Consider the following 26,220-nt stretch of genomic DNA (forward strand, 5'->3'; position numbering starts at 1 on the left):
TAGACCTCTCTGCCCTTATCAGGGCGTGGAATGCGTCCTGACATGTCCATATTTACCGCAAGAAGTAGACCTGACTGGTCAAAATAAAACCATGAATGCGATCACGAATCGCAGCGGCACGCCATGTTCGCGCATCAGTAAGTTCTTATGCTCACCTCAGGCCAGCACAAAACCATAAAGGCCTCTACCCCTACAGGTTGTTACGTGAGGATTTAAAAATGCTCAGTCAAATACAACGTTTTGGCGGTGCCATGTTTACCCCGGTGTTGCTGTTTCCGTTTGCCGGGATCGTGGTGGGAATCGCCATCATGCTTCGCAACCCGCTGTTTGTCGGCGAAGCCTTAACCGCCCCCGATCATCTTTTCGCGCAGATCGTTCACATCATTGAAGAGGGCGGCTGGGCGGTGTTTCGCAATATGCCGCTGATTTTTGCCGTCGGCCTGCCGATTGGGCTGGCGAAGCAGGCCCAGGGCCGCGCCTGCCTGGCGGTGCTGATTAGCTTCCTGACCTGGAACTACTTCATTAACGCGATGGGCATGACCTGGGGGCCTTTCTTTGGCGTCGACTTCTCCGCCGAACCGACGGCGGGAAGCGGGCTGGCGATGATTGCCGGGATCAAAACACTCGATACCAGCATCATCGGCGCCATCGTGATCTCAGGCATCGTCACCGCCATCCACAACCGCTATTTCGACAAGCCGCTGCCGGTCTTTCTGGGGATTTTCCAGGGCAGCTCGTTTGTCGTTATCCTCGCGTTCTTCGTGATGATCCCCTGTGCCTGGCTGACGCTGCTGGGCTGGCCGAAAGTGCAGATAGGCATCGAATCCCTGCAGGCGTTCCTGCGCTCTGCCGGTGCGCTGGGCGTGTGGGTGTATACCTTCCTGGAACGCATTCTGATCCCAACTGGCCTGCATCACTTCGTCTACGGTCCGTTCATCTTCGGCCCGGCGGCGGTGGAGGGCGGTATTCAGGTCTACTGGGCGCAGCATCTGCAGGAATTCAGCCAGAGCACCCTGCCGCTGAAGACCCTCTTCCCGGAAGGTGGCTTTGCACTGCACGGCAACTCAAAAGTGTTTGGCTCGGTCGGGATTGCCTTCGCTATCTGGTACACCGCGTCGCCAGAAAATCGCGTCAAGGTGGCGGGCCTGCTGGTTCCGGCCACGCTCACCGCCGTGCTGGTGGGCATTACCGAACCGCTTGAGTTCACCTTCCTGTTTATCTCGCCGCTGCTGTTCGCCGTGCACGCCGTGCTGGCGGCCACCATGGCGACGGTGATGTACGCCTTCGGCGTCGTGGGGAACATGGGCGGCGGCCTGCTGGACCAGTTCCTGCCGCAAAACTGGATCCCGATGTTCCATAACCACGCCTCGACGGTGTTCACCCAGATCGGCATTGGCGTCTGCTTCACCGGCATCTACTTCGTGATCTTCAAAACGCTGATTGAGCGTCTGAACCTGAAAACGCCGGGCCGGGAAGAGAGCGAAATCAAACTCTACAGCAAGGCCGACTATAAGGCGGCGCGCGGGCAAACCACCGCCCCGGCGGCGGCCAGCCAGCAGGTTGGGCAAGCCGCCGGATTCCTGCAGGCGCTCGGCGGCGCGGCCAACATCGAAAGCATCAACAACTGCGCCACCCGCCTGCGTATCGCGCTGGTGGATATGGCGAAAACCCAAAGCGACGACGTCTTCAAAGCCCTGGGCGCACACGGCGTAGTGCGACGCGGCAACGGCATTCAGGTGATTGTCGGCCTGCACGTTCCTCAGGTGCGCGACCAGCTGGAATCGCTGATGAAAACTCCTTTAACAAATGAACAAACCACCCTGACAGAGGCTATATCATGAAAAAATTCTCAGTTGTCATTGCAGGCGGCGGCAGCACCTTTACGCCTGGTATCGTCCTGATGCTGTTAGCCAACCGTGACCGTTTCCCGCTGCGCGCCCTGAAGTTCTATGACAACGATGGCGCGCGTCAGGAGACCATCGCCGAAGCGTGCAGAATCATCCTTAAGGAGCAGGCCCCGGAGATTGAATTCAGCTACACCACCGATCCTAAAGCGGCGTTTACCGATGTCGATTTCGTGATGGCGCACATCCGCGTGGGCAAATACCAGATGCGCGAAAAAGATGAAAAAATCCCGCTGCGCCACGGCGTGCTGGGCCAGGAAACCTGCGGACCGGGCGGTATCTCTTACGGCATGCGCTCTATCGGCGGCGTGCTGGAGCTGGTGGATTATATGGAGCAGTACTCCCCGAACGCGTGGATGCTGAACTACTCCAACCCGGCGGCGATTGTCGCAGAAGCCACGCGCCGCTTGCGTCCGAACGCTAAAATCCTCAACATCTGCGATATGCCGATCGGCATTGAAGGGCGCATGGCGCAGATTGTCGGCCTGAAAGACCGCAAAGAGATGCGCGTGCGCTACTACGGCCTGAACCACTTCGGCTGGTGGACGTCGATTGAAGACCTGAACGGCACCGATCTGATGCCGAAGCTGCGCGAATACGTGGCGAAAAACGGCTATGTTCCGCCTTCGGAAGATGCGCATACCGAAGCGAGCTGGAACGATACCTTTGCCAAAGCTAAAGACGTGCAGGCGCTGGATCCGGACACCATGCCGAACACCTACCTGAAGTATTACCTGTTCCCGGACTACGTGGTCGCGCATTCCAACCCGGAACGGACCCGCGCCAATGAAGTTATGGATCACCGTGAGAAGCATGTGTTTAGCGCCTGTCGGGCGATTATCGAAGCCGGCAACTCCGCCGCCGGTGAGTTGGAAATCGACGAACATGCGTCGTACATCGTCGATCTGGCGACTGCGATTGCCTTTAACACCCAGGAGCGGATGCTGCTGATAGTGCCAAACAACGGTGCCATCCATAACTTTGACGCCGACGCGATGGTGGAGATCCCGTGCCTGGTGGGCCATAACGGACCGGAGCCGCTTGCGGTGGGCGATATTCCGCACTTCCAGAAAGGGCTGATGAGCCAGCAGGTGGCGGTGGAAAAACTGGTGGTGGATGCCTGGGAGCAGCGCTCGTACCAGAAGCTCTGGCAGGCCATTACCCTGTCGAAAACCGTGCCGAGCGCCTCCGTCGCGAAAGCGATTCTGGATGACCTGATCGAGGCCAACAAAGAGTACTGGCCAGAGCTGCATTAATCGTCCTGACCGGCATCGCCCGATGCCGGTTTCCTTGTCCTTGTCGATTTACGCTATGCTGAAGCCTGCCCGTAGCACGACAAGGAATCTCCATGAAAATTTCCCGCCTCGGCGAAGCGCCGGACTACCGCTTCTCTCTGGCTAATGAACGCACGTTTTTAGCGTGGATCCGCACCGCACTGGGCTTTCTGGCCGCAGGTGTCGGCCTTGACCAGCTCGCCCCCGATTTTGCCACGCCGCTGATTCGTGAAGTGCTGGCGCTGCTGCTGTGCCTGTTCGCGGGCGTGCTGGCGATTTACGGCTACCTGCGATGGCTGCGCAATGAGAAGGCGATGCGCCTGAAGCAGGATCTGCCCTATACGCGCGGGTTGCTCATCATCAGCGTGATTCTGCTTGCGGTGGCGGGCGTGGTGATGGGGCTGGTGTTCTATGGCGGATAGCCGCAAAGCGCGACGGGAAGCGGACCCCGGCCTGCAGCCGGAGCGGACGTCGCTGGCCTGGCTGCGCACGCTGCTGGGGTATGGCGCGCTGATTGCCCTGGCGATCAAGCACAACTGGCACCGAACCGGGGTGCCATTCTGGATCTCTATTATTGTGCTGGCGCTGGTAGCCATCATTTTATGGCGCTATACCCGCAGCCGTAACCTGATGGACGTGGCGCAGAACGACTTTGTCCAGCCGAAGGCGGTGAGGGATAAGTTCCTGATCGCCCTGGCTGTGCTGTCTCTGTCTTTACTCTTCGCAGTGACTCACATTCAGCAAATTGTGAGCTTTTAAAGCCCGGTGGCGGCTACGCCTTACCGGGCCTACGATTAATGGCCTTTTGCTAAATACTTCGCCATCTCGTCTTCCGGCACCATGCCGCCACCGGTCGCCCACACCAGGTGGGTAACGCTAGCATCTGAAGGCACGCGCAGCGGTCCGGCCATCCCCGCCAGCGCGGACGGTTCCAGCCGAATGCCTTCCTCCTGCGCCAGCCAGCCGAGCATGTCGTACATGCTCTGATCGGAAAGCGTATAGAACCCGTCAAGCAGGCGCTCCATCGCGCGGCCCACGAAGCCGGACGCACGTCCTACCGCCAGCCCGTCCGCTGCCGTCACGTTATCAATGCCAAGGTCCTGTACGGCAATCTCGTCGTGCAGGCCGGTGTAGACGCCCAGAAGCATGCACGGGGAGTGCGTGGGCTCCGCGAAGAAGCAATGGACGTTGTCACCAAAGGCCAGCTTCAGGCCAAACGCCACCCCACCGGGGCCGCCGCCGACGCCGCACGGCAGGTAGACGTACAGGGGGTGCTCGGCATCCACCACGCGGCCCTGTTCGGCAAACTGCGCCTTCAGCCGCTCGCCTGCCACCGCGTAGCCCAGGAACAGGGTGCGGGAGTTTTCATCGTCAATGAAGAAACAGTTCGGATCGCTTTCTGCCGCTTTGCGTCCCTGCTCCACCGCCACGCCGTAATCCTGCTCATATTCCACGACGATGACGCCGTGGCTGCGCAGTTTGGCTTTCTTCCACTCGCGGGCGTCGGCGGACATATGCACCGTCACCTTAAAGCCGATGCGGGCGCTTATGATACCGATGGACATCCCCAGGTTGCCGGTTGAGCCCACCGCAATGCTGTACTGGCTGAAGAAGTCCTTAAAGCGCGGCTCCAGCAGAACGCTGTAGTCGTCTTCAACGCTCAGCAACCCGGCGTCCAGCGCCAGTTTTTCCGCGTGGGTCAGCACCTCGTAGATGCCGCCGCGCGCTTTAATCGAGCCGGAGATCGGCAGATGGCTGTCTTTTTTCAGCAGCAGACTGCCGGGAATGGGTTTGCCGGACTCTTTCGCCAGCCGCGCCTGCATTGCCGGAATGGCGACCAGTTCGGATTCAATAATCCCGCCCGTTGCCGCCGTTTCCGAGAAGGCTTTCGCCAGATACGGCGCAAAGCGTTTCAGGCGAGCGTGCGCGTCGTCCACGTCGGCTTTGGTCAGCCCGACATGCGGCAATCCTTCCGCCAGCGTTGTGGTACGCGGGTTAATCCATGTGGTTTCTTTCAGGGCAATCAGATCCTCAACCAGAGGAAACTGTGCGGTTAAAGTGGTGATAGTTGCGTTTTCCATAATACGTCTCTTCGCGCTCAGATAATGAAAGAAAGCAGGAATGTGCCGCCAAGTGCAAGCACCGAGGCGATAAACGTCGCCGTCGTATAGTATTTGAAGGTCTCATTCAGGGTCGCGCCGCAGTATTGCTTCACCAGCCAGAAGAGAGAATCGGTCACGATCGTGCAGCCAATGGCGCCGGAACCGATGGCAATGGTGATGATCTCCGGGCTGACGTTCGGGTAGAGCGGCAGCATCGGCGCGACGATGGCCGTGGCGCCCATCATCGCGACCGTGGCGGAGCCTACGGCGGCATGCAGCACCAGCGCCACCAGCCAGGCGAGCAGGATAGGGTGCATGTGCAGGTTCGAGAGAATTTGCGCCAGCGAGTCCGCCAGTCCGCTGGTTTTCAGGATGGCGTTGAACGCGCCGCCCGCGCCGATAATCAGCAAAATGTTGGCGATAGAGCCAAAGCCGTGCTCCGTATGGGTCAGCATTGCGCCCATGCCCATGTGCTGGCGGATGCCCAGCAGGTAGTAGGCGACAAACACGGCGATGAACATGGCGGTGATCGGGTTGCCGATAAACTCCAGCAGCGTATACAGCGTGCCCTCTTTTGCCATATTCAGCTCGGCAATGGTTTTCACCAGCATCAGGGCAATTGGCAGCAGCACCGTGAACAGGGTAGCGCCCAGCGACGGCAGGGTGTGCTCTTCCCGCACCTTCAGGTCTGAAAATTCCGCCGGAACCGGCTTAAACGGCAGACGGTTGCCCAGCAGTTTCAGGAACAGCGGGCCGCCGACCAGCGAGGCCATCAGGCCCACCAGCAGACCGTAGACAATCACCGTCCCGACGTCCGCCCCTAATTTATTGGTCACAAACAGCGCGGCCGGATGCGGAGGCACCACGCAGTGCACCGCCATCAGCGCGGTACAGAGCGGAATGGCCAGCTTGAGCAGCGACGTGTGGGTCTTTTTGGCGATGGAAAACGCCAGCGGGATCAGCAGTACCACGCCCACTTCCACGAACAACGTAATGCCGCAGATCAGGCCCACCAGCACCATAATCACGTCTGCTGACAGCCAGCGGCAGCGCTGCAGCGTAATGCCAATGCGTTCCGCCGCGCCGGAGACTTCCATCATTTTGCCGAGAATGGTGCCCAGACCAATCACCGCCGCCAGGAAGCCCAGCGTACCGCCAATCCCGCTCTCAATGGCGTTCACCATATCCAGCGGGCTCATCCCCATCATCGCGCCAACGAAAAAGCTCGCCAGCAGCAGCGCGAGGAACGGGTGAAACTTCAGTTTTACGATGGTTAAAACAATCAACACAATGCTGACCAGCAGCGTTGCCACAACCCAGACCTGAGATCCCATATCTCACCTCACCCTTATGTCATCTGTGGGTATTGGACGAAAAAACGGCGGGGGCTGACAAACGATATAAATTGGCGTTCAGGTGAGCCAGATTGGATCAACTGAGTGACTACGCTCTAAAAAGTGCACTTAATTCGTATTAGGTTCACATAAATTCACCCTTGAGCGGTATGCTGAGCGCAGAAACCCCGCGTGAGAATTGTGATGACCGATGCAAATGAAGCCAGAAACCGGCTGCTAAACGGCTGGCAGCTGTCGAAAATGTATACCTTTGAAGTGGCTGCCCGGCATGAGTCCTTCGCGCTGGCGGCGGAGGAGCTGTCGCTCAGCCCCAGCGCGGTGAGCCACCGCATGAACCTGCTCGAAGAAGAGCTCGGTATTCAGCTGTTTGTCCGTTCGCACCGTAAAGTCGAGCTGACGCAGGAGGGAAAGCGCGTTTACTGGACGCTAAAATCGTCCCTCGACACCCTGAATCAGGAGATCCTGGACATCAAAAACCAGGCGCTGTCCGGCACGCTGACGGTCTACTCCCGCCCGTCGATTGCCCAGTGCTGGCTGGTACCCATGCTGGGCGACTTTACCCGCCGCTACCCGTCGATTTCACTCACCATCCTGACCGGCAATGATTACGTCAATATGCAGCGAACGGGTGTCGATCTGGCGCTCTATTTCGACGATACGCCGCCAAACCATCTGTCTCATCACTTCCTGATGGACGAAGAGATTTTGCCCGTCTGCTCGCCGCAGTATGCCCGCGAGCATGAGCTGCTGAAAAACCCCGATAATCTCAATCACTGCGCATTACTCCACGATCGTCAGGCCTGGAGTAATGATTCTGGTACGGATGAGTGGCTGAGCTGGGCGCAGCATTTTGGGGTAAATATGCCGTCATCGTCGGGCATTGGCTTTGATCGGTCGGATTTGGCGATTATTGCGGCCATCAACCACGTCGGCATCGCGATGGGGAGAAAGCGGCTGGTGCAAAAACGGCTTGAACGGGGCGAACTGATCGCCCCGTTTGGTGACAAGACCCTGAAATGCCATCAGCACTACTATGTCTCGACGCTTTCTGGCCGTCAGTGGCCGAAAATAGACGCCTTTATCGGCTGGCTGAGAGAACTGGCAGGTTGAAGAATTATTACGCTTTCGCGCTACACCAAATGTGAAAAAGCGTGCTAAATACAGGTAATGCTTTCGATTTATCCAGGGTAAACCGTGCTAAAGCCTCTCATTGCTACCGCGTTACTGATCTCTTCCGGCTGGGCCATTGCCGCTGAGCCGCCGCTGACGGCTGCCCACTATGCGCAGCAGCTGGGCGTCGGGATGGATGTGGACTGGGCGCGCACCGAGCGCGGCATACGCGAGTTCGACCCGCTGGTGGTGCGCGATTTTCGCGCAAAAGGCATTACCCACGTGCGCATTCGCGTGGCCGATGAGCCGACGGAAGCGCGGCTGATCCACCTGCGCAAGCTGGTGGAAGCCTGTGAGCAGTATGGCGTGATCCCGATTATCGCTTATCAGGCCGATGAATATAAAAACGACCCCAAAGCCGATAACGAGAAAGAGACGATCAACTGGTGGATTGCCGTGGCGCACTATTTCGGCCAGAGCTATCCGCTGCTGGGTTTTGACCTCATTTATGAGCCAGCCGACAAGCTTAACCACAACCTCGCGTCGTTAAACCGCGTGTATGAAAAAACCATTAAAGCGATCCACGACATCGACCCGCAGCGCATGATTTTCATTGCGCCGCGCCTGCGTGCCGCGCCGGAGGATTTATCCGGCCTGAAGCTGCCTGCGCACAGTCAAAACTACCTGCTGGCGGAGTGGCATATTTTCCCGTGGGGGCCGCTGAAAAATAGCGGTAAATACCCGTGGACGTCCGGCACGGCGGCGGAGAAGGCGGCTATCCGTAACCGCATCAGCACCGCGCTGCGCTGGCAGCAAAAAACCGGGCACGTCAGTTGGGTCGGGGGCTGGGGCGTGGGGGAGTCAAACCACCTCACGCCAACCGCTTCGCAAATGGCCTTCGCCACCTTTATGGCCTGCGAGCTGCAAAAGGCGAAAATCCCGTATGCGCTTAACGCGGATTTCCAGTTTTACGACGGGGAAGAGGGGGCCTGGCGGCCTGCGCCGGAGCCGTTATTGCAGGCGATGATTACGACCGTCTGTGAAAAGCCCGGCGAGAAGCCGGGCCATCATGCGGTTAAACCGGCTGCTCGTGATGCGGAACGCGCGACGACAGCGGCAGCCAGCACAGTAAAATCAGCAGCCCCATTAGCGTCATCAGCAGGCCCAAACTAGCCTGCCCGGTCTGCGGCATCATGGCGGAGAGCCAGGCCAGCGCGCCGGAACCGATGTTCTGCAAACCGCCCACCAGCGCGCCCGCCGTGCCTGCGAGGAACGGGAACGGCTCCATCGCGCCGCTGGTGGCGAGCGGGAACAGCATTCCCGCGCCGAAGAAGAACAGCGCCGCCGGAATCAGCAGCGTCCAGACGGTCATCACGCCAAACAGCCCCGGGATCCACATCATCAGACCCGCCAGCAGGCAGCTGATCACGGCCTGCCACATCAGGGTTGAAAAGCGCTTGTTCTGACGCCCGGCAAACCACGCGCCAAAGAACGCCGCCGGGATCGGCAGAATAAACAGAATGCTCACCACCATGCTGCTCAGGCCCAGACCCGCGCCCAGCAGCACGCCGGAGCAGGCTTCGAACACTGCAATACCCGCCAGGCCGCCGATCAGCATCAGCAGGTAGCAGGTAAACGCGCCGTTGCCGAACAGCGTCTTATAGCTTGTGAGAAGCTTCGTGCGCGGCGCGTCTTTTGGACGGGTTTCCGGCATCCAGCGCGCCATGCTGAAGGTGACAATTACGCAGAGCACCAGCAGAAAGGCGTAACAGGCGCGCCAGGACCACATTGTGTCCAGCAGGCCGCCAATCAGCGGAGCGAGAAGCGGGCTGACCAGAATGCCCATATTTAACAGGCTGTTGGCGTGGCGGAGCTGGGTGCCCTGATACATATCGCGCGGTAAGGTTCGCGCCATCACCCCGCCGACACCCGTCCCAACGCCCTGCAGTGCGCTGGCGGCAATCAGAACGGTCAGGCTGTGGGTGGTAATGGCAATCACCGTCGCTACCATGAAAATGCTCATGCCCACCAGGATCACCGGGCGACGCCCGACGCGGTCGGAGAGCGGGCCGTAGAAGAGCTGTGAAACGCCATAGGTCAGCAGGTAGGCTGCCATCACGCTCTGCACCGCGCCTTCGCGGACGTTCAGTTCCTTTGCCATGTCGGCAATCGCCGGAATGTAGATGGTTTGCGCCATCTGACCGACGGCCACCAGTAACACCAGCATCAACAATAAGTTAACGTTCCTTTGCTTTTTCATGTCGCTGAATACTTTTGCCAAAAGAGAGAAATGAAGAATAAGTGACTACGCATTCCCATAAATGCGCGAGGAATCTACCACAGACAGATGACAATTTAAGCATTGTTGCGGTGAATGAAAAAACCGGGAAAGGCAGGATTTGTAAACAAGAACGGCAACTAATGTTGCCAGCGATTTACGCCAGACGCAGCAGAATTGCGCCGACAGCAATACCCAGCGCTGCCGCGATGCGCAGGCCCGCAACCTTCTCTTTTAAAAGGACAAAGGCGATCAGCGCCCCGAAAAGAATCGAGGTTTCACGCAGCGCGGCGACCACCGCCAGCGGCGCCTGCGTCATCGCCCAGAGGGCCAGACCGTAAGAGCCCATGGTCCCCACGCCGCCGAGCAGCCCTTTTTTCCAGTGCAGGCGCAGGTAGCTGGACGCCTCGCGCCGACGCGCCACCATCGCCCAGCCCAGCAGGCAGAAGCCGTTCATAAAGAAGGTCCAGAGCGTGTAGCCCAGCGCGGTGTCCGACAGCCGCACGCCGGTGCCGTCCACCAGCGTATACCCGGCGATAAAACAGGCGTTCAGCAGCGCCAGCCAGATCCCCCTGCGTGACTGCATGCGGCCATTCATCGCCATCGCCAGAATCGACAGGCAAATGACTCCGATACCGGACCAGGCGAGCCAGGAGAGATGGTCGCCGAGCGCCAGCACGCTGATCAGCGCCACCAGCAGCGGGGCGGTGCCGCGCATCAGCGGATAGGTCTGGCTCATGTCCGAGACCTGATAGGTTTTCGCCACCAGCACGGTGTAGACCACCTGTAAGGCGCAGGAGACGATCAAAAACGGCCAGCTTGCCGCAGAAGGCTGTGGTGAGAAGGGCAGTAAAATCAGGGCAATAATCGCGGCTGAGCCGCTAACGCCGATCGCAGAGTAGAGTTTATCCGTTCCGGCTTTAACGATAGCGTTCCAGCTGGCATGCAGCAGTGCGGCGAAAAGCAAAATGCAGAAAACGGTGATGGTCATGGCGTATTGGGTGATGAATTGTCACTCAACTGTAACATTCACATCCTGATGCCGCCAGCCGGTTACACCGCACAAAAAAGGCGGTGCGTCACCCGTGGTTCGTCTGAGACCAGCGTAAAACCGGCTCGATTGTAAAATCCGTACGCGCTGTCCGGCGAGTGAGTATTCAGAAAATCAAACCAGATGCTGGCATCCGCCATCACTACGGTTAAAAGCTGTTTTCCAATGCCCAGCCCGCGGCATTTCTCGCTGACGTAGAGATGGCGAATGCGTCCGGCACGCGGCTGCTGGCTGAACGGATCGCGGTTGAGGCCACACACGCCCACCAGCTTGCCGTTAAGAAACGCACCCAGCAGCTTTTCACCCGGCGCGTTAAAGCGGTTCTCACCCCGCAGCCAGTTCTCTTCCAGCCTGCGCAGCATGTTGAAATTCAGCGCGATACTTTCCGCCTTCAGGGCGATATACCCCGGCTCATCCGGTGTGACAGGCTCAATTAACAGACGCGACATAGCATTCCCTCGTTATTAAAGAGGGGCGGTTGCCCGCCCCTCTCAGGTGCGACTTGAACCTGAATTACCGAACGTATTTCAGGACAGCATCAAGCAGTTGCAGTACTGCAACAATGAGTTTGAGGATAAGTATCACCATATCCACTACGCTCATACGCGTCTCCTTTTGGTTAAAAGGAGCACGATGCTGGCGTACCTTTCCGCCGCCTGTTGCCAGCACCTGGATTGACGTAACACAGTGTGCTCACTTCAGGGGTTAAGGCACTGACGGCACCACCCGTTTCAGCCAGGACTTCGTTGCGCCGGTAAACTGCGGCCCCCTCGCTCACTGCGAACACCCTCAGTATAGATAAATACTGTATGCATGAACAGTATTTTTTTGGACGAAATTTGGAAGGTGATCCATACTCAAAAACGTCAAAATCCGTGCCGGAATTGCGCGTTCGAGTTCGATCGCGTATACTTTTTCCGTTGACGTAACACAGTGTGTTCTGCGGCGACCAACCGCAAAACCCTGATAAAAACCTCGCTCCGGCGGGGTTTTTTGTTTTCAAATGTTAGTCAGAAAAACGATACGTGTTGACACATTGGCAATGCATGATATTGTTGCCATAATGGCAACGGACGCAGCAGGCATGCAGTATGCATTTAATTTCTATGAAGGCAATTATTGATGCGGTAAAACAGTTCCCGCAGCATAAGGAAGAGCTCCTTTTTTTAGGTCGCACTATCGAAAAGAGCCATTGCCCGACACCTGCTGTGCTGAAACAAATTTTTCCGACGCTGGATAACTTTAAATATCTGGATAAGCATTATGTGATTGATATTGCAAATAACAATCTCAGAGTAGTGGCTCTCATATTCTTTGAAAGCCAAAAGTTCTATGTGCGCCATGTTTTTACTCATAAGGAATATGACCGTTTTACGGAGAAACATCGCACTAAGGGGAAGAAATGATGATCGTCGCTGATGCAATGAAAGCAACGCATGCCCTTGTCGAGGCTGTCCCTTTACTGGGTGAACATCCGAATGAGAAAGATTATCAGGATGCACTTGAGCTGGTTGAGTATCTGCTCATGAATGAACCTGGTAGTCCTTTGCTGGATATCGTATGTGCAAGAATAAGTCGTTATGAAGCGAATCGACCCGAGATTGTCGCCTTGCGTCAGGAGATGGAATCTGTTCCAGTGGGAATTGCGGTTTTAAGAACCCTTATGGATCAGTACAAACTGACCATTTCAGATTTTCAGGATGAAATTGGCAGTAAATCAATGGTTTCAAGGGTATTGAATGGACAGCGTCAGCTGACGTTAAACCATATAAAAAAACTGGCGGTGCGCTTTGGGGTATCGCCTGCACTGTTTATTGAATGAAATAAAACGGTCGACAGCCCTTTATCACTCAACAAACGAAACGTGATCTCTGACGCATTTTTGCGCAGATGAAAATATTTCCATTGTCACGCCCGAAAACCTGTGTTTGTATAAATTCAATCAATGAATCCAAACACAGGTCCCCAATGACTTCATCCATCTTCACTTCGACCCTACTAAAAACTGCGCAACCAGCCGCAGTGGTCGTCGTGCGTGTGGTGGTGGTCGTCGGCAATGCGCCGTAGGGACTGGATCAACACACGAATCCAAAACCCCGCCGGCGCAAACCGGGCGGGGTTTTTCGTTTAGGACCCTCCCCGGAAAGTCGGCCCAGAAGAAAAGGACTGGAGCATGGCAAGTTCGGGCACAACATCCACAAAGACGCGTTTTACAGGCGCGCAGCTGATTGTTCATTTACTGGAACGACAGGGCATCACCACGGTTGCGGGTATCCCGGGTGGAACCGTGCTGCCGCTGTACGATGCGTTGAGCCAAAGCACGCAGATCCGCCACGTGCTGGCGCGTCACGAGCAGGGGGCAGGTTTTATTGCACAGGGCATGGCGCGTACCCAGGGTAAACCGGCGGTCTGTATGGCCTGCAGCGGCCCCGGCGCAACCAACCTGGTGACCGCCATCGCCGACGCGCGCCTCGACTCCATTCCGCTGATCTGCATTACCGGCCAGGTGCCGTCCTCGATGATCGGCACCGATGCGTTCCAGGAAGTGGACACCTACGGCATCTCTATCCCCATCACCAAACATAACTATTTAGTTCGCGATATCAGCGAGCTGCCTCAGGTTATCAGCGATGCGTTCCGCATTGCGCAGTCTGGCCGCCCGGGCCCGGTGTGGATAGACATTCCTAAGGATGTCCAGACCGCAGAGATCGAGATCGACATGTTGCCGGAGCCGGGCGAGCGCGCCCCCGCGCCGGAATTCAGCGCTGAAAGCGTGCGCGACGCCGCCGCCATGATTAATGCAGCGAAACGCCCGGTGCTCTATCTGGGCGGCGGGGCGATTAACGCTGCGGATGAAATCCGCCAGTTTGCGGAAAAGGCCAACCTGCCGACCACCATGACCCTGATGGCGCTGGGTATGCTGCCTAAAGCGCATCCGTTGTCATTAGGTATGCTGGGCATGCACGGTGCGCGCAGCACCAACTACATCCTGCAAGAGGCGGATTTGCTGATTGTTATGGGCGCACGTTTTGATGACCGGGCGATTGGCAAAACCGAGGAGTTCTGCCCGAACGCCAAAATCATTCACGTGGATATCGACCGCGCCGAGCTGGGTAAAATCAAACAGCCGCACGTGGCGATTCAGGGCGACGTGGCCGAAGTGCTGGCGCAGCTGATCCCGCAGACGGACGCAACTGACCGGGCCGACTGGCGTCAGCTGGTGGCCGATCTGCAGCGCGAGTTCCCGGGCGCTATCCCAGCTGAGGGCGACCCACTGAGCCACTACGGGCTGATCAACGCCGTGGCCGCCTGCGTGGACGACAGCGCGATTATCACCACTGACGTGGGCCAGCACCAGATGTGGACCGCGCAGGCGTATCCGCTGAACCGTCCGCGCCAGTGGCTGACCTCCGGCGGCCTCGGCACCATGGGCTTCGGCCTGCCGGCGGCAGTAGGCGCGGCGCTCGCCAACCCGGACCGCAAGGTTATCTGCTTCTCCGGCGACGGCAGCCTGATGATGAACATTCAGGAGATGGCGACCGCGGCCGAAAACCAGTTAGACGTGAAAATTATTCTGATGAACAACGAGGCGCTGGGCCTGGTACACCAGCAGCAGAGCCTGTTCTACAAGCAGGGCGTGTTTGCGGCGACCTATCCGGGGATGATTAATTTTATGCAGATTGCCGCCGGCTTTGGCCTGCACACCTGCGATCTGAACGCGGAAGAAGACGCCCACGCGGCGCTGCAGGCGGCGATTTCTCGTCCCGGCCCGGCGCTGATCCACGTGCGTATCGACCCTGAACAAAAAGTGTATCCGATGGTGCCGCCGGGTGCGGCCAATACTGAGATGGTGGGGGAATAAACCATGCAGAAACAACATGATAACGTCATTCTGGAACTCACCGTCCGCAACCACCCTGGCGTTATGACCCACGTCTGCGGGCTGTTTGCCCGCCGGGCGTTTAACGTGGAAGGCATTCTCTGCCTGCCGATTCAGGGCAGCGAGCACAGCCGCATCTGGCTACTGGTCAACGACGATCAGCGTCTGGAGCAGATGATGGCGCAGATCGACAAGCTGGAAGACGTCACCAAAGTGGCGCGCAACCAGTCCGATCCCACCATGTTTAACAAAATTGCGGTGTTTTTCGAGTAAATCGCTTAAGGTAAGCGTCTTTCGCTCTTGTAGGCCGGATAAGCGCAGCGTCATCCGGCTTTTTCAGATCGCAGGAACACACATGACCACCATCGCTCTCATCGACGACCACCTTATCGTCCGCTCCGGCTTTGCCCAGCTTCTTAACCTCGAACCGGATTTTCAGGTCGTGGCCGAGTTTGGCTCCGGTCACGAGGCGCTGGCGGGCCTGCCGGGGCGCGGGGTGCAGGTCTGTATCTGTGACATCTCGATGCCGGATCTCTCCGGGCTGGAGCTGTTGAGCCAGCTGCCGAAAGGGATGGCGACGATCATGCTCTCGGTTCACGACAGCCCGGCGCTGGTCGAGCAGGCGCTCAACGCGGGGGCGCGCGGCTTCCTCTCCAAACGCTGTAGCCCGGACGAGCTGATCGCTGCCGTGCGCACCGTCTCCACCGGCGGCTGCTACCTGACGCCGGATATCGCTATCAAGCTGGCGGCCGGACGTCAGGATCCGCTCACCAGACGCGAGCGCCAGGTGGCGGAGAAGCTTGCCCAGGGCATGTCGGTGAAAGAGATTGCCGCCGAGCTGGATCTGTCGCCGAAAACCGTGCACGTCCACCGCGCCAACCTGATGGAAAAACTCAACGTCAGCAACGACGTCGAGCTGGCGCGCCGCATGTTCGACAGCTGGCAATGAGTCCCGTGTTTTCGCGGCTGATCGCCGTCGTCGCCAGCTTTTTTATCTTCTCCGCCGCGTGGTTTTGCCTGTGGAGCATCAGCCTGCACCTGGTGGAGCGCCCGGAGCTGGCGGTGCTGCTGTTTCCCTTCGGCCTGCGTCTGGGGCTAATGCTCCAGTGCCCGCGCGGCTACTGGCCCGTTTTGCTCGGCGCGGAGTGGCTGATGCTGATCTGGCTGGCGCAGGAGGTGGCCCTCGCGCATCTTCCCTTATTGATGACCGGAAGTCTGCTCACGCTTCTCCCCGTTGCCCTGATTTCCCGCTACCGCCACCAGCGCGACTGGCGCACGCTGCTGCGTCAGGGGGCGGCGCTGATTGCCGCCGCGCTGTTACAATCCCTGCCGTGGATCGGCGAGAAGGAGATGCTTAACGCCCTGCTTCTGACCCTGACCGGTGGTCTGACCCTCGCGCCGACCTGTCTGGTTTTCTGGCACTACCTCACCAGCACCGTCTGGCAACCGCTCGGCCCCGCGCTGGTCTCCCAGCCGGTGAACTGGCGCGCCCGGCACCTCATCTGGTATTTGCTGCTGTTTATGGTGAGCCTGTGGCTGCAGCTTGGTCTGCCCGCCGAGCTTTCGCGCTTCACGCCGTTTTGCCTGGCGCTGCCGATCATCGCTCTGGCCTGGCACTACGGCTGGCAGGGGGCGCTGATCGCCACGCTGATGAACGCCATCGCGCTGATCGCCAGCCAGACCTGGCACGATCATCCGGTGGATCTGCTGCTCTCGCTGCTGGCCCAGAGCCTGACCGGACTGCTGCTCGGCGCGGGCATTCAGCGCCTGCGCGAGCTGAACCAGTCCCTTCAAGCCGAGCTGGCGCGCAACCGTCGTCTGGCGGAGCGTCTTCTGGAGACCGAGGAGAGCGTGCGTCAGGAGGTGGCTCGCGAGCTGCACGACGATATCGGCCAGACCATTACCGCCATCCGCACGCAGGCGGGCATTGTTCAGCGCCTGGCGGCGGATAACGCGGGCGTGAAGCAGGGCGGGGCGCATATCGAACAGCTTTCGCTGGGTGTCTATGACGCCGTTCGCCGCTTGCTGGGACGGCTACGTCCGCGCCAGCTTGATGACCTGTCGCTGGAGCAGGCGATACGCTCCCTGATGCGCGAGATGGAGCTGGAAAGCCGCGGCATTGTCAGCCATCTCGACTGGCGCATTGATGAATCATTGCTCAGCGAAGGCCAGCGCGTGACGCTGTTCCGCGTCTGTCAGGAGGGGCTGAACAACATCGTTAAACATGCCAATGCCAGCGCGGTGACGATCCAGGGCTGGCAGCAGGACGAGCGCCTGATGCTGGTGATTGAAGACGACGGCTGCGGCCTGCCGCCGGGCTCCGGCCAGCAGGGCTTTGGCCTGGCGGGCATGCGCGAGCGCGTCAAGGCGCTGGGCGGCACGCTGACCCTCTCCTGCACCCACGGGACGCGCGTCAGCGTCAGTTTGCCGTTAAGGACGTATCATGTTTAAAACCCCAACCAGCGCGGCTCCGTTGCGCGACAAGGCGGAAATCGACGCCCGCTACCGCTACTGGCGTCGCCATATCCTGATCACCATCTGGCTCGGCTACGCGCTGTTCTACTTCACCCGCAAAAGCTTCAACGCCGCCGCGCCGGAAATCCTCGCCAGCGGCGTGATGACGCGCACCGATATCGGCCTGCTGGCGACGCTGTTTTACATCAGCTACGGGCTGTCGAAGTTCTTCTCCGGCATCGTCAGCGACCGCTCCAACGCGCGCTATTTCATGGGCGTTGGGCTGATCGCCACCGGCGTGGTGAACATCCTGTTTGGCTTTTCCACCTCGCTGTGGGCCTTTGCCCTGCTGTGGGCGCTGAACGCCTTTTTCCAGGGCTGGGGTGCGCCGGTCTGCGCCCGCCTGCTCACCGCCTGGTACTCGCGCAACGAGCGCGGCGGATGGTGGGCAATCTGGAACACCGCGCATAACGTCGGCGGGGCACTGATCCCGATGGTGGTGGGGGCTGCCGCGCTGCACTACGGCTGGCGCACGGGGATGATGATTGCCGGTGCCCTCGCGATTGTCGCCGGGCTGTTCCTCTGCTGGCGCTTGCGCGACAGGCCGCAAACCGTCGGCCTACCGGCGGTGGGCGACTGGCGGCACGACGAGATGGAGATCGCCCAGCAGCAGGAGGGCGCCGGGCTGTCCCGCCAGGAAATCCTCACCAAATACGTGCTGAAAAATCCGTACATCTGGCTGCTGTCCCTCTGTTACGTGCTGGTCTACGTGGTGCGCGCGGCGATCAACGACTGGGGTAACCTGTACATGTCCGAGACGCTCGGCGTGGACCTGGTGACCGCTAACTCTGCGGTGACGATGTTTGAGCTGGGCGGGTTTATCGGCGCGCTGGTGGCGGGCTGGGGCTCGGACAAGCTGTTCAACGGCAACCGCGGCCCGATGAATCTGATTTTTGCCGCCGGGATTTTACTCTCCGTCGGCTCGCTGTGGCTGATGCCGTTCGCCAGCTACGTGATGCAGGCGGCGTGCTTCTTCACCATCGGCTTTTTTGTCTTTGGCCCGCAGATGCTGATCGGCATGGCGGCGGCGGAGTGCTCGCACAAGGAGGCGGCCGGTGCGGCGACAGGGTTTGTCGGGTTGTTTGCCTACCTCGGCGCGTCGCTCTCCGGCTGGCCGCTGGCGCGGGTCATCGACGTCTGGCACTGGAGCGGGTTCTTCGCGGCGATCGCCATCGCGGCGGGCATCTCGGCCTTGCTGCTGCTGCCGTTTTTGCACGCCCAGGCGCCGCGCGAAGCGTGACGTGCCTCACCTTTTGTTGCCGAATGGCGCAAAACTAGGAAATTTTCCCGGTTTCACCTGGACGCTGTCTCAGGCATCTCTCCCGGCTGATTTTTACAATGCTGCAAAAATCAGCTCAGGAGTAAACCAACCATGCTGGCCTTCTTAAACCAGGTGCGCAAGCCGACCCTGGATCTGCCGCTCGACGTGCGGCGCAAGATGTGGTTCAAACCGTTCATGCAGTCTTATCTGGTGGTCTTCATCGGCTACCTGACCATGTACCTGATCCGCAAAAACTTTAACATCGCGCAGAACGACATGATCTCCACCTACGGGCTGAGCATGACGCAGCTGGGGATGATTGGCCTGGGCTTCTCCATCACCTACGGGGTGGGGAAAACGGTTGTGTCCTACTACGCGGACGGTAAAAACACCAAGCAGTTCCTGCCGTTTATGCTGATCCTCTCCGCCATCTGTATGCTCGGCTTCAGCGCCAGCATGGGCGCGGGCTCCGTCAGCCTGTTCCTGATGATCGCCTTCTACGCCCTGAGCGGTTTCTTCCAGAGCACCGGCGGGTCGTGCAGCTACTCCACCATCACCAAATGGACGCCGCGCCGCAAGCGGGGTTCGTACCTCGGCATGTGGAACATCTCCCACAACCTCGGCGGGGCGGGTGCGGCAGGCGTGGCGCTGTTTGGCGCGAACTATCTGTTCGACGGCCACGTGATCGGCATGTTTATCTTCCCGTCGATTATCGCCCTGATCGTCGGCTTTATCGGCCTGCGTTTCGGCAGCGACTCCCCGGAATCGTACGGCCTCGGCAAAGCCGAAGAGCTGTTCGGGGAGGAGATCAGCGAAGAGGACAAAGAGACCGAAGGGAACGAGATGTCCAAATGGCAGATCTTTGTTGAGTATGTGCTGAAAAACAAAGTGATCTGGCTGCTGTGCTTCTCAAACATCTTCCTGTACGTGGTGCGCATCGGCATCGACCAGTGGTCAACGGTGTACGCCTTCCAGGAGTTGAAGCTGTCGAAAGAGGTGGCGATTCAGGGCTTCACCCTGTTCGAAGTGGGCGCGCTGGTCGGCACGCTGCTGTGGGGCTGGCTCTCGGATCTCGCCAACGGCCGTCGCGCGCTGGTGGCCTGCGTCGCGCTGGCGCTGATTATCGCCACGCTCGGCATCTACCAGCACGCCAGCAACCAGTACGTTTACCTGGCGTCCCTGTTCGCGCTCGGCTTCCTGGTGTTTGGCCCTCAGCTGCTGATTGGCGTGGCGGCCGTAGGGTTCGTGCCGAAAAAAGCGATCGGCGCCGCCGATGGGATTAAAGGCACCTTCGCCTACCTGATCGGCGACAGCTTTGCCAAGCTTGGCCTGGGGATGATCGCCGACGGTACGCCGATTTTCGGCCTCACCGGTTGGGCGGGCACCTTCGCGGCGCTGGATGCGGCAGCGATCGGCTGTATCGTCCTGATGGCGATGGTCGCGGTGCTGGAAGAGCGTAAGATTCGCCGCGAAAGGCGAGTGCAGAAATTAAAAGCGGCCTGAGTGTGCAGGTAACTTCTTTGCCCGGTGTGTGATGCCGGGCTTTTTTTATTTGCGCGTCCTACCTTTACCCCGCTTTACACACCCGCTCCTCTCCATGCTCTACAGTGTTTTTGCTGCCGCCTTTCGCGCAGCCTTAGCCCCTTTGCTAATGGAGAGCTTGCATGTTGACCCGACGATTGTCCTGCCTGGCGCTGCTGATGGCGCTGGCCTCCCCCGCAATGGCCGCGGATGCCCCCACTTACGGCGAGAAGCTGGAAGGTTTTGACTACGGCTGGCCGGTAAAACACTTTACCTTTACCTCGCAAAACCAGTCTCTGGATATGGCTTACCTGGACGTGAAGCCGGAACAACCCAATGGCCGCACCGCGGTGCTGATGCACGGTAAAAACTTCTGCGCCGGCACCTGGGACGGCACGATCCGCGCGCTGTCGGCCAGCGGGTATCGCGTGATCGCACCCGACCAGATCGGCTTCTGTAAATCCACCAAGCCAGAGCATTATCAGTACACCTTCCAGCAGCTGGCGGATAACACCCACGCGCTGCTGAAAACGCTGGGCGTCGATCGCGTCACGGTTATTGGCCATTCGACCGGCGGCATGCTGGCGACCCGCTACGCGCTGATGTGGCCGCAGCAGGTCGAGCAGCTGGTGATGGTGAACCCAATAGGGCTTGAAGACTGGAAAGCGCGCGGCGTGCCGCATATTACCGTCGACCAGTGGTACCAGCGCGAGCTGAAGGTCAGCGCCGACGGCATTCGCCAGTACGAGAAAAACACCTACTACGCCGGGGAGTGGAAGCCGGAATACGAGCGCTGGGTGACCATGCTTGCCGGGCTGAACAACGGGCCGGGCAAAGCGCGCGTGGCGTGGAACTCGGCGCTGCTCTACGACATGATCTACACCCAGCCGGTCATCTATGAATTTAGCGACCTGAAGATGCCGGTATTATTGATGATCGGCACGAAGGACAACACCGCCATCGGGAAAGACCTCGCCCCGCCGGAGGTCCGCAAGACGCTCGGCAACTATGCGGTGCTGGGCAAAGAGACGGCGAAGCGCATCCCGCACGCGACGCTGGTGGAGTTTAACGACATGGGCCACGCGCCGCAGATGCAGGATCCCGCACGCTTTCACGAGGCGCTGTTGAAGGGGCTTCAGGCGCGCTGACGGGTCTCCAGCAACAGCCCGCGCAGCCACGCCTGCGCGGGATTGCTTTCATCGCATTTATCCAGCTTTTTTCGGTTCACTATTCTGGCCGTACCCGCTGTCGACACGCTGCGTTTCCCGCTATGATGAGCGGCTAGTCTAAGGAGAACGCATGGTCTGGATAATGCTGGCAACGCTTGCCGTGGTGTTTGTGGTGGGATTTCGTGTCCTGACCTCAGACTCCCGCCGCGCCATCAAACGTTTAAGCGAACGGCTGGGGATTACCCCGATGCCGATCGAGTCGATGATTGACCAGTTCGGTAAAACACCGGGCAATGAATTTATCCGCTACCTTGAGCGGCCTGACGAGGCGCATCTGCAAAACGCCGCGCAGGTGCTGCTCATCTGGCAGGTCTGTATTGTCGACGGTAGCGAAGAGAATCTGCATACCTGGCACCGTATGCTGCGTAAAGCCCGCCTTGCCGCACCCATTACCGATGCGCAAATTCGTCTGGCACTTGGCTTTATGCGCGAAATGGAGCCCGATCCGCAGGAGCTGAACGCCTTTCAGCTGCGCTATAACCAATTCTTCCTGCCGGAAGAGGGTGTGTTTTATCTGCATTAAGCCTTTTTGCCGCACAAGATATTCTGAGCGTTCAGGATCTCCTCTCTGTTTTCATTGAGGCGGGTTGCGGCATAGATATCAATATTTAATCTCTTTGCCTCATCGTCCGTTAGTTCGCGATAGCATAGCCCCTCCTGATTGAAGGTGCATTTTGACTGAGGCAGCAGCGCAAACCCTTTCCCTCTTGCGATACGGCTTAGCATCACGAGGGAATCATCCGGCTCTTTAATACGCTTCAGCGGCGTTTTAAGCGTGTCAAAGTAGCTTTCGCATTTGTCATAGAATGACGGATTAGCGCTTCTCGAAAACCAAAAAAGTGGAAGATCGCTAATGTCTTCCAGCGAGACTTTCTCTTTCAGACTGGCAGGATGTAAAGAAGGCATTGCGATGAGCAACGGTTCCTGGCAGACCCAGCGGTATTGAACAATGTCTTCATGACCCGTTCCTTTTTCCCCGGTCAGCACCAGATCCAGCATATTTTTAGACAAGCTTTGCAGCAGCTGTGCTGACGTCAGGTCGGGCGTTTCAACGTCATCTCCGGCGTTCATTTTTTGAAGCTGGGTATTTACAGGTTCAATATATTCAAAATTAAGCGTGCGCGTGAGACCGATGCGCAGATTCGTTTCTGAAGAGTGAGGGTCTTCTTTTAAGCTGCTGATGTCTTTGAGTATTTTTTCTGCCTGAACGACCAGCGCTCGGCCTGCTTCAGTGAGGCTAACGTCATGCGTACTGCGACTGAACAACTGACGTTTCAACACCGCTTCAAGGCATTTTATCTGACGCGTCAGAGGCGGTTGAGTCATGCGTAGACGTTCGGCAGCCTTACGAAAGTTCAGTTCATGTGCAACAGCGAGAAAGCATTGTAATTGTTTGATACTGGGCAGGTTATTGCTGATTAAATGTTCTGCTGTAGCCATACGTGGGTCCTAAATGCGAAAAGGTATTTCGTCTTTTTTCCATTTCGATATTACACGCTAAATGCTGGCAGCAAAACCCGTTTTAACAGTAATACAAAAAATATATTACAAATTTAACAATTCCAATAGTTTCCTGTATTGATAAATTTCTATCCGAATCCTCACTTAATCAATACTCGGAGTAATTATGTCGTCTAAATATGTACTGGTATCACGCTTCCCATTAAAAAACACTTTTTCTGAAAAAGAATTTACTTCCTTAAAAAGCAATGAAAACGTTCGCTACTATACCTGTGAAGAAAACGGCGTTAATGAATTGCTGGAATTACGCGCATTCAACGATATTAAAGAAATTTCATGGGTTGAAAGTGAAATGGAATCCATGTTCCATCGTTTCTCTGAGGTTCTTTCTGCCGATATCCGTCGCGAACTGCTTAAGTTTGTTGAATCCCCAATTGATAATAAAAATAGCTTGCCACAATCAAATTATATTCAACTCCGACACGTCGAAGTGCCTGCGCATAACTATCAGCAGTACCGTCAGTGGCGCGATGAAACCATTTTTAATGTTGTAAGAGATAACAAAGATAAGATTGAAAGTTTCGAAGCATTTCATTCACTGATCAGTGGCGTTCCGGGTGTAATGTTTATCTCCTCATTCAACGGCGATAAAGCAGCATATAAAGAAGCATTTACCAATGCGCGTTATCAGGAAATTATTCAACAGGCCGGCGATAACTTTATTACTGGCGGTAATGACGGCCTTTATACACGTATCTATCGTGCTTGCTGTTGTTGAGGGACAATGAATGAACTGTAAAAAGTTGGTAGTTGTTGGCGATAAATTTAATGAATTTGCCAATGGTAAAGATGTACTGACGATATCTCAGCTAGAATTATTGACTCAAATCCCTGCGAATATCATTGATAAAGAACATGAAATTATTGTTGGGCAGGGCGTGCGCAAGGATTTTGCCGGAAAGGTAATTTCAAACCAGGCAAGAAATGCGATTCATGGTAATAAGTTAAAAATGTGCTCTCTGGAAAAACTGGTTAGCGACAAAAAAAATGCTTATTGCCATAAAAGACTGGAACAGAATGTACTTATAGGACCTGCGGAACAAGCTGAGCATAACCACGACCTTTATGCGATGCCGCTGTTAATCGATGAGCGTTGCGAATTGATGGCGGATCATCAGACGGGGCAGCATATTCAGGGAATGCTCCTGGTTGAAGCCAGCCGACAGGCCTTTATCGGTGTCACCGAAGAATTTATTTACCAGCAGGAAAGTGGACGCTATTACGTCATTAATAGCATGGCAATCAATTTCGCCAGTTTCCTGTTCCCTTTACCGGCGCTGGTCCACTTTGAATTTCTTGAAAAAGATATTAACGACCGCCGGGGGCGTTTCAAGGCTCAGGTTCGCGTCACTCAGCACCAAACGCTTTGCGCGACAATGGATGTCTCGTTCACCGTCTATCCTTCCGCCCTGATTACAGAGAAAGAGAAATCTCTGGCTGAGGTTGCCATGCAGGCGACCATTGTTGAGCAGCAAGGGGTGACTCAGGGGGTAACGCATGCCTGAATTACGTAGCCAGAAATACCGTCTGGCTGCGACCACGCAGGGGCCGCTTTACCCCCCTGCGGAGGTCATGGACGGGAAGGGTAATTTTGTCGTGGTTGGCATGGTACCAGGGGATAACGGACTACAGTGGCGAAGCGTCATTGTCTCTCCGGACAGCCCGCTTCCGGCATTTGGGGAAGTCGCACCCTATAACATTCTGTGCGATCTGGACAAGATGCCTCAGGACGCGTTGAAGGACATCATTCTTCATACTCTTCCTTTACCCATTCCGATGAACAACTATCGGATGGTTTTCGCACCAGAACAGCGGCCGCAGGCCAATAATGAAATAAGGCCTGGCCTGCCACTTCATGAAGGCTATATCGCGGATTATCGCAGCAGCGATGGAAAGCGAGAGATCGAGCCAGTGACCCTCGCTGCCTGGCTCGAGGCAGAGGGCACCTTTGAGGTCACATTGTCCGAAGATAAGAAACGAGCCCGGTTCACGTTTTCGTTCCGGAGCCTTGTTCCGGATAGCGTTTACACCGTGATGAGTCTCAGGGAAAACGATCTAGCCTCGGAGGATCCGAGCAGGCCAGGTCCGCTGGGAATACCCAACGTATTTATAACCGATAGCGAAGGTAATGCCGAATATTGGGCAGAGTTAACCGATCCTTTCCCGGCTCCGGCGAGGAAAGGAAACAGAATTATTAACGTAGTCGTACTTTATATGAGCTCGCGTCAGAGCTATGGCGGTGCAATTGGCTTTTATGGTCTTGGAGGCGATATCCATGCCCATTTAAAACTCAAAGGCCGTTCCTTCGATGAATTTACAACTATAGAGTGAGAAAAATATGCCATTTGTTCATGTTATGACCTGGCCTGCGAAAGATGAAAATCAAATCATCAGACTCCAGGAAGATATTACATTTGCCGTTCACAAAAACACGGGTGCGCCGCTGGATAAAATTTCCGTGGTGGTTTCTGAAATTGCGCCTTCCCGCTGGGCGGATGCAGGCGTGTCTGGTACGGATAGAGATTTTCCGGTTAAGAGTCGAAGAAAAAACTACGAGGAATAAAATTTGCGTAAACATGCCGCTTTTTTTGATGTTGATGAAACGCTTATAAATATTAAAAGCATGTTTGATTTCTATGATTTCTGGTGCAGGGAAAATAATCAAAACGATCGTCTTCAACGCTATATGTCTCGTTTTCGCACCGACGTGAAAAACGGCGTGCCAAGGGAAGCCCTGAACAGAGATTATTATCGTCAGTTTAAAGGTGTGTCTTGTCGTTATCTGGAAGAAATGGGTGAGAAGTGGTTCAGGCGTAAGCTGGAAAGCGAGTTTTTTATTGAGAGTGCTGTTTCAGCCCTTAAAAAACATCAGAACCAGAACATGTATACCGTATTTATATCGGGCTCTATGCTTCCGATTCTTTCACCCATTGCAAAATATCTTGGAGTAACGGAAGTACTCTGTGCGCCGGTGATAATAAATGACGCAGGTGAGTTGACGGGTGAAATCGGCCTGCCTCAAACAATTGGAACAGGTAAAAAAGACGCGCTTATCGCCTTTTGCGATGATAAAGAGATTAACCCCGTGGATTGTTATGCCTACGGCGACGATCTTTCGGATATTCCAATGCTGGAAGCCACTGGCCATCCCGTCTGTGTGGGAGAGCATTCCGCGCTTACCAGATATGCAACTGAAAAAAATTGGCACATTATTTAAATC

At 56.7% G+C, this 26,220-nt stretch carries 29 protein-coding genes; 22 read left to right on the forward strand and 7 right to left on the reverse strand.

The window, feature by feature from the left end; genetic code table 11:
- The first annotated feature begins 218 nt into the window (after positions 1–218).
- The 4 genes from APT89_RS07015 (at position 219) to APT89_RS07030 (ending at position 3,937) form a co-directional block, all read left to right on the forward strand.
- A complete protein-coding gene (locus tag APT89_RS07015) occupies positions 219–1,841 on the forward strand; it encodes an alpha-glucoside-specific PTS transporter subunit IIBC (RefSeq protein WP_060571965.1) in 1,623 nt (540 codons plus the stop codon).
- The gene (locus APT89_RS07020) at positions 1,838–3,160 is read left to right on the forward strand and encodes a 6-phospho-alpha-glucosidase (RefSeq protein WP_060571966.1); all 1,323 of its coding nucleotides are present in this window, start codon (positions 1,838–1,840) and stop codon (positions 3,158–3,160) included. Before APT89_RS07015 ends, APT89_RS07020 begins: the two co-directional genes overlap by 4 nt.
- A gap of 92 nt (positions 3,161–3,252) precedes the next feature.
- On the forward strand, positions 3,253–3,600 hold the full coding sequence (locus APT89_RS07025) for a YidH family protein (RefSeq protein WP_028014948.1): 348 nt from the start codon (positions 3,253–3,255) through the stop codon (positions 3,598–3,600).
- Positions 3,590–3,937, forward strand: coding sequence for a DUF202 domain-containing protein (locus tag APT89_RS07030; protein WP_045630897.1), 348 nt, complete (start codon positions 3,590–3,592; stop codon positions 3,935–3,937). The genes APT89_RS07025 and APT89_RS07030 overlap by 11 nt, the downstream gene beginning before the upstream one ends.
- A gap of 35 nt (positions 3,938–3,972) precedes the next feature.
- Here the strand turns inward: APT89_RS07030 and dsdA are convergent, their stop codons facing one another.
- The gene (dsdA, locus tag APT89_RS07035; RefSeq protein ID WP_045630898.1) at positions 3,973–5,259 is read right to left on the reverse strand and encodes a D-serine ammonia-lyase; all 1,287 of its coding nucleotides are present in this window, start codon (positions 5,257–5,259) and stop codon (positions 3,973–3,975) included.
- A gap of 17 nt (positions 5,260–5,276) precedes the next feature.
- Positions 5,277–6,614: a D-serine transporter DsdX gene (gene dsdX / locus APT89_RS07040; protein WP_045630899.1), complete on the reverse strand. Its 1,338-nt coding sequence runs from the start codon at positions 6,612–6,614 to the stop codon at positions 5,277–5,279.
- A gap of 204 nt (positions 6,615–6,818) precedes the next feature.
- On the opposite strand from dsdX, the gene dsdC reads away from it, so the two are divergent.
- Both dsdC and APT89_RS07050 read left to right on the forward strand, forming a co-directional pair.
- The gene (gene dsdC / locus APT89_RS07045; RefSeq protein WP_060571967.1) at positions 6,819–7,745 is read left to right on the forward strand and encodes a DNA-binding transcriptional regulator DsdC; all 927 of its coding nucleotides are present in this window, start codon (positions 6,819–6,821) and stop codon (positions 7,743–7,745) included.
- An 84-nt stretch (positions 7,746–7,829) separates the two neighbouring features.
- Entirely contained in the window at positions 7,830–8,918 is a 1,089-nt protein-coding gene (locus tag APT89_RS07050) for a glycoside hydrolase family 5 protein (RefSeq protein ID WP_060571968.1), read from the forward strand.
- Here the strand turns inward: APT89_RS07050 and emrD are convergent.
- From emrD to tisB, 4 genes are all read right to left on the reverse strand, one after another.
- A complete protein-coding gene (gene emrD, locus APT89_RS07055) occupies positions 8,821–10,005 on the reverse strand; it encodes a multidrug efflux MFS transporter EmrD (protein WP_039024559.1) in 1,185 nt (394 codons plus the stop codon). The two genes, APT89_RS07050 and emrD, sit on opposite strands and share 98 nt — an antisense overlap.
- A 175-nt stretch (positions 10,006–10,180) precedes the next feature.
- Positions 10,181–11,014: an EamA family transporter gene (locus tag APT89_RS07060; protein WP_028014955.1), complete on the reverse strand. Its 834-nt coding sequence runs from the start codon at positions 11,012–11,014 to the stop codon at positions 10,181–10,183.
- 62 nt (positions 11,015–11,076) lie between these two features.
- The gene (locus APT89_RS07065) at positions 11,077–11,523 is read right to left on the reverse strand and encodes a GNAT family N-acetyltransferase (RefSeq protein WP_060571969.1); all 447 of its coding nucleotides are present in this window, start codon (positions 11,521–11,523) and stop codon (positions 11,077–11,079) included.
- A gap of 64 nt (positions 11,524–11,587) precedes the next feature.
- Positions 11,588–11,677, reverse strand: a complete 90-nt coding sequence (gene tisB, locus APT89_RS23225) for a type I toxin-antitoxin system toxin TisB (protein ID WP_045260836.1) — start codon at positions 11,675–11,677, stop codon at positions 11,588–11,590.
- A gap of 488 nt (positions 11,678–12,165) precedes the next feature.
- On the opposite strand from tisB, the gene APT89_RS07075 reads away from it, so the two are divergent.
- From APT89_RS07075 to APT89_RS07120, 11 genes are all read left to right on the forward strand, one after another.
- A complete protein-coding gene (locus APT89_RS07075) occupies positions 12,166–12,480 on the forward strand; it encodes a type II toxin-antitoxin system HigB family toxin (protein WP_041911716.1) in 315 nt (104 codons plus the stop codon).
- Entirely contained in the window at positions 12,477–12,896 is a 420-nt protein-coding gene (locus tag APT89_RS07080; RefSeq protein ID WP_127334638.1) for a helix-turn-helix domain-containing protein, read from the forward strand. The genes APT89_RS07075 and APT89_RS07080 overlap by 4 nt, the downstream gene beginning before the upstream one ends.
- Before the next feature lie 146 nt (positions 12,897–13,042).
- Entirely contained in the window at positions 13,043–13,141 is a 99-nt protein-coding gene (gene ivbL, locus APT89_RS23985) for an ilvB operon leader peptide IvbL (RefSeq protein ID WP_057979964.1), read from the forward strand.
- 106 nt (positions 13,142–13,247) lie between these two features.
- Positions 13,248–14,936 (forward strand): acetolactate synthase large subunit, encoded by a 1,689-nt coding sequence (gene ilvB, locus APT89_RS07085; RefSeq protein WP_045630905.1) that lies wholly within the window; start codon positions 13,248–13,250, stop codon positions 14,934–14,936.
- Positions 14,937–14,939: 3 nt separating this feature from the next.
- Positions 14,940–15,227 (forward strand): acetolactate synthase small subunit, encoded by a 288-nt coding sequence (gene ilvN / locus APT89_RS07090; protein WP_010426528.1) that lies wholly within the window; start codon positions 14,940–14,942, stop codon positions 15,225–15,227.
- A gap of 82 nt (positions 15,228–15,309) precedes the next feature.
- On the forward strand, positions 15,310–15,903 hold the full coding sequence (gene uhpA, locus APT89_RS07095; protein ID WP_041911714.1) for a transcriptional regulator UhpA: 594 nt from the start codon (positions 15,310–15,312) through the stop codon (positions 15,901–15,903).
- The gene (gene uhpB / locus APT89_RS07100) at positions 15,900–17,405 is read left to right on the forward strand and encodes a signal transduction histidine-protein kinase/phosphatase UhpB (RefSeq protein ID WP_045630906.1); all 1,506 of its coding nucleotides are present in this window, start codon (positions 15,900–15,902) and stop codon (positions 17,403–17,405) included. The genes uhpA and uhpB overlap by 4 nt, the downstream gene beginning before the upstream one ends.
- Positions 17,398–18,708 carry an MFS transporter gene (gene uhpC, locus APT89_RS07105; RefSeq protein ID WP_041911712.1) on the forward strand — a complete coding sequence of 437 codons (1,311 nt, stop codon included), beginning with the start codon at positions 17,398–17,400 and terminating at the stop codon, positions 18,706–18,708. Before uhpB ends, uhpC begins: the two co-directional genes overlap by 8 nt.
- Before the next feature lie 132 nt (positions 18,709–18,840).
- Positions 18,841–20,232: a hexose-6-phosphate:phosphate antiporter gene (gene uhpT, locus APT89_RS07110; RefSeq protein WP_060571970.1), complete on the forward strand. Its 1,392-nt coding sequence runs from the start codon at positions 18,841–18,843 to the stop codon at positions 20,230–20,232.
- Between the two features lie 161 nt (positions 20,233–20,393).
- Positions 20,394–21,398, forward strand: coding sequence for an alpha/beta fold hydrolase (locus APT89_RS07115; RefSeq protein ID WP_060571971.1), 1,005 nt, complete (start codon positions 20,394–20,396; stop codon positions 21,396–21,398).
- A gap of 151 nt (positions 21,399–21,549) precedes the next feature.
- Positions 21,550–22,002, forward strand: a complete 453-nt coding sequence (locus APT89_RS07120) for a DUF1198 domain-containing protein (RefSeq protein ID WP_060571972.1) — start codon at positions 21,550–21,552, stop codon at positions 22,000–22,002.
- Here the strand turns inward: APT89_RS07120 and APT89_RS07125 are convergent.
- Positions 21,999–22,919, reverse strand: a complete 921-nt coding sequence (locus APT89_RS07125; protein WP_028014966.1) for a LysR family transcriptional regulator — start codon at positions 22,917–22,919, stop codon at positions 21,999–22,001. The two genes, APT89_RS07120 and APT89_RS07125, sit on opposite strands and share 4 nt — an antisense overlap.
- Before the next feature lie 187 nt (positions 22,920–23,106).
- On the opposite strand from APT89_RS07125, the gene APT89_RS07130 reads away from it, so the two are divergent.
- From APT89_RS07130 to APT89_RS07150, 5 genes are read left to right on the forward strand one after another with little or no spacing between them, the layout of a single operon-like run.
- A complete protein-coding gene (locus tag APT89_RS07130) occupies positions 23,107–23,718 on the forward strand; it encodes a hypothetical protein (protein ID WP_060571973.1) in 612 nt (203 codons plus the stop codon).
- 10 nt (positions 23,719–23,728) lie between these two features.
- On the forward strand, positions 23,729–24,505 hold the full coding sequence (locus APT89_RS07135) for an AfsA-related hotdog domain-containing protein (protein WP_028014968.1): 777 nt from the start codon (positions 23,729–23,731) through the stop codon (positions 24,503–24,505).
- Entirely contained in the window at positions 24,498–25,331 is an 834-nt protein-coding gene (locus APT89_RS07140) for a hypothetical protein (RefSeq protein ID WP_028014969.1), read from the forward strand. Before APT89_RS07135 ends, APT89_RS07140 begins: the two co-directional genes overlap by 8 nt.
- Positions 25,332–25,338: 7 nt before the next feature.
- Positions 25,339–25,563 (forward strand): 2-hydroxymuconate tautomerase, encoded by a 225-nt coding sequence (locus APT89_RS07145; RefSeq protein ID WP_041911708.1) that lies wholly within the window; start codon positions 25,339–25,341, stop codon positions 25,561–25,563.
- Positions 25,564–25,566: 3 nt separating this feature from the next.
- A complete protein-coding gene (locus APT89_RS07150) occupies positions 25,567–26,217 on the forward strand; it encodes an HAD family hydrolase (protein ID WP_045260826.1) in 651 nt (216 codons plus the stop codon).
- Positions 26,218–26,220 lie beyond the last annotated feature (3 nt).

Origin of the sequence: Enterobacter sp. 50588862 (assembly GCF_001462935.1) — a bacterium.
Classification (GTDB): Bacteria; Pseudomonadota; Gammaproteobacteria; order Enterobacterales; family Enterobacteriaceae; genus Enterobacter; species Enterobacter bugandensis.

Coding starts and splice junctions, on each gene's coding strand:
- APT89_RS07015 (WP_060571965.1), top strand. CDS start 219: ATGCTCAGTCAAATACAACGTTTTGGCGGTGCCATGTTTACCCCGGTG.
- APT89_RS07020 (WP_060571966.1), top strand. CDS start 1,838: ATGAAAAAATTCTCAGTTGTCATTGCAGGCGGCGGCAGCACCTTTACG.
- APT89_RS07025 (WP_028014948.1), top strand. CDS start 3,253: ATGAAAATTTCCCGCCTCGGCGAAGCGCCGGACTACCGCTTCTCTCTG.
- APT89_RS07030 (WP_045630897.1), top strand. CDS start 3,590: ATGGCGGATAGCCGCAAAGCGCGACGGGAAGCGGACCCCGGCCTGCAG.
- dsdA (WP_045630898.1), bottom strand. CDS start 5,259: ATGGAAAACGCAACTATCACCACTTTAACCGCACAGTTTCCTCTGGTT.
- dsdX (WP_045630899.1), bottom strand. CDS start 6,614: ATGGGATCTCAGGTCTGGGTTGTGGCAACGCTGCTGGTCAGCATTGTG.
- dsdC (WP_060571967.1), top strand. CDS start 6,819: ATGACCGATGCAAATGAAGCCAGAAACCGGCTGCTAAACGGCTGGCAG.
- emrD (WP_039024559.1), bottom strand. CDS start 10,005: ATGAAAAAGCAAAGGAACGTTAACTTATTGTTGATGCTGGTGTTACTG.
- APT89_RS07060 (WP_028014955.1), bottom strand. CDS start 11,014: ATGACCATCACCGTTTTCTGCATTTTGCTTTTCGCCGCACTGCTGCAT.
- APT89_RS07065 (WP_060571969.1), bottom strand. CDS start 11,523: ATGTCGCGTCTGTTAATTGAGCCTGTCACACCGGATGAGCCGGGGTAT.
- tisB (WP_045260836.1), bottom strand. CDS start 11,677: ATGAGCGTAGTGGATATGGTGATACTTATCCTCAAACTCATTGTTGCA.
- APT89_RS07075 (WP_041911716.1), top strand. CDS start 12,166: ATGCATTTAATTTCTATGAAGGCAATTATTGATGCGGTAAAACAGTTC.
- APT89_RS07080 (WP_127334638.1), top strand. CDS start 12,477: ATGATGATCGTCGCTGATGCAATGAAAGCAACGCATGCCCTTGTCGAG.
- ivbL (WP_057979964.1), top strand. CDS start 13,043: ATGACTTCATCCATCTTCACTTCGACCCTACTAAAAACTGCGCAACCA.
- ilvB (WP_045630905.1), top strand. CDS start 13,248: ATGGCAAGTTCGGGCACAACATCCACAAAGACGCGTTTTACAGGCGCG.
- ilvN (WP_010426528.1), top strand. CDS start 14,940: ATGCAGAAACAACATGATAACGTCATTCTGGAACTCACCGTCCGCAAC.
- uhpA (WP_041911714.1), top strand. CDS start 15,310: ATGACCACCATCGCTCTCATCGACGACCACCTTATCGTCCGCTCCGGC.
- uhpB (WP_045630906.1), top strand. CDS start 15,900: ATGAGTCCCGTGTTTTCGCGGCTGATCGCCGTCGTCGCCAGCTTTTTT.
- uhpC (WP_041911712.1), top strand. CDS start 17,398: ATGTTTAAAACCCCAACCAGCGCGGCTCCGTTGCGCGACAAGGCGGAA.
- uhpT (WP_060571970.1), top strand. CDS start 18,841: ATGCTGGCCTTCTTAAACCAGGTGCGCAAGCCGACCCTGGATCTGCCG.
- APT89_RS07115 (WP_060571971.1), top strand. CDS start 20,394: ATGTTGACCCGACGATTGTCCTGCCTGGCGCTGCTGATGGCGCTGGCC.
- APT89_RS07120 (WP_060571972.1), top strand. CDS start 21,550: ATGGTCTGGATAATGCTGGCAACGCTTGCCGTGGTGTTTGTGGTGGGA.
- APT89_RS07125 (WP_028014966.1), bottom strand. CDS start 22,919: ATGGCTACAGCAGAACATTTAATCAGCAATAACCTGCCCAGTATCAAA.
- APT89_RS07130 (WP_060571973.1), top strand. CDS start 23,107: ATGTCGTCTAAATATGTACTGGTATCACGCTTCCCATTAAAAAACACT.
- APT89_RS07135 (WP_028014968.1), top strand. CDS start 23,729: ATGAACTGTAAAAAGTTGGTAGTTGTTGGCGATAAATTTAATGAATTT.
- APT89_RS07140 (WP_028014969.1), top strand. CDS start 24,498: ATGCCTGAATTACGTAGCCAGAAATACCGTCTGGCTGCGACCACGCAG.
- APT89_RS07145 (WP_041911708.1), top strand. CDS start 25,339: ATGCCATTTGTTCATGTTATGACCTGGCCTGCGAAAGATGAAAATCAA.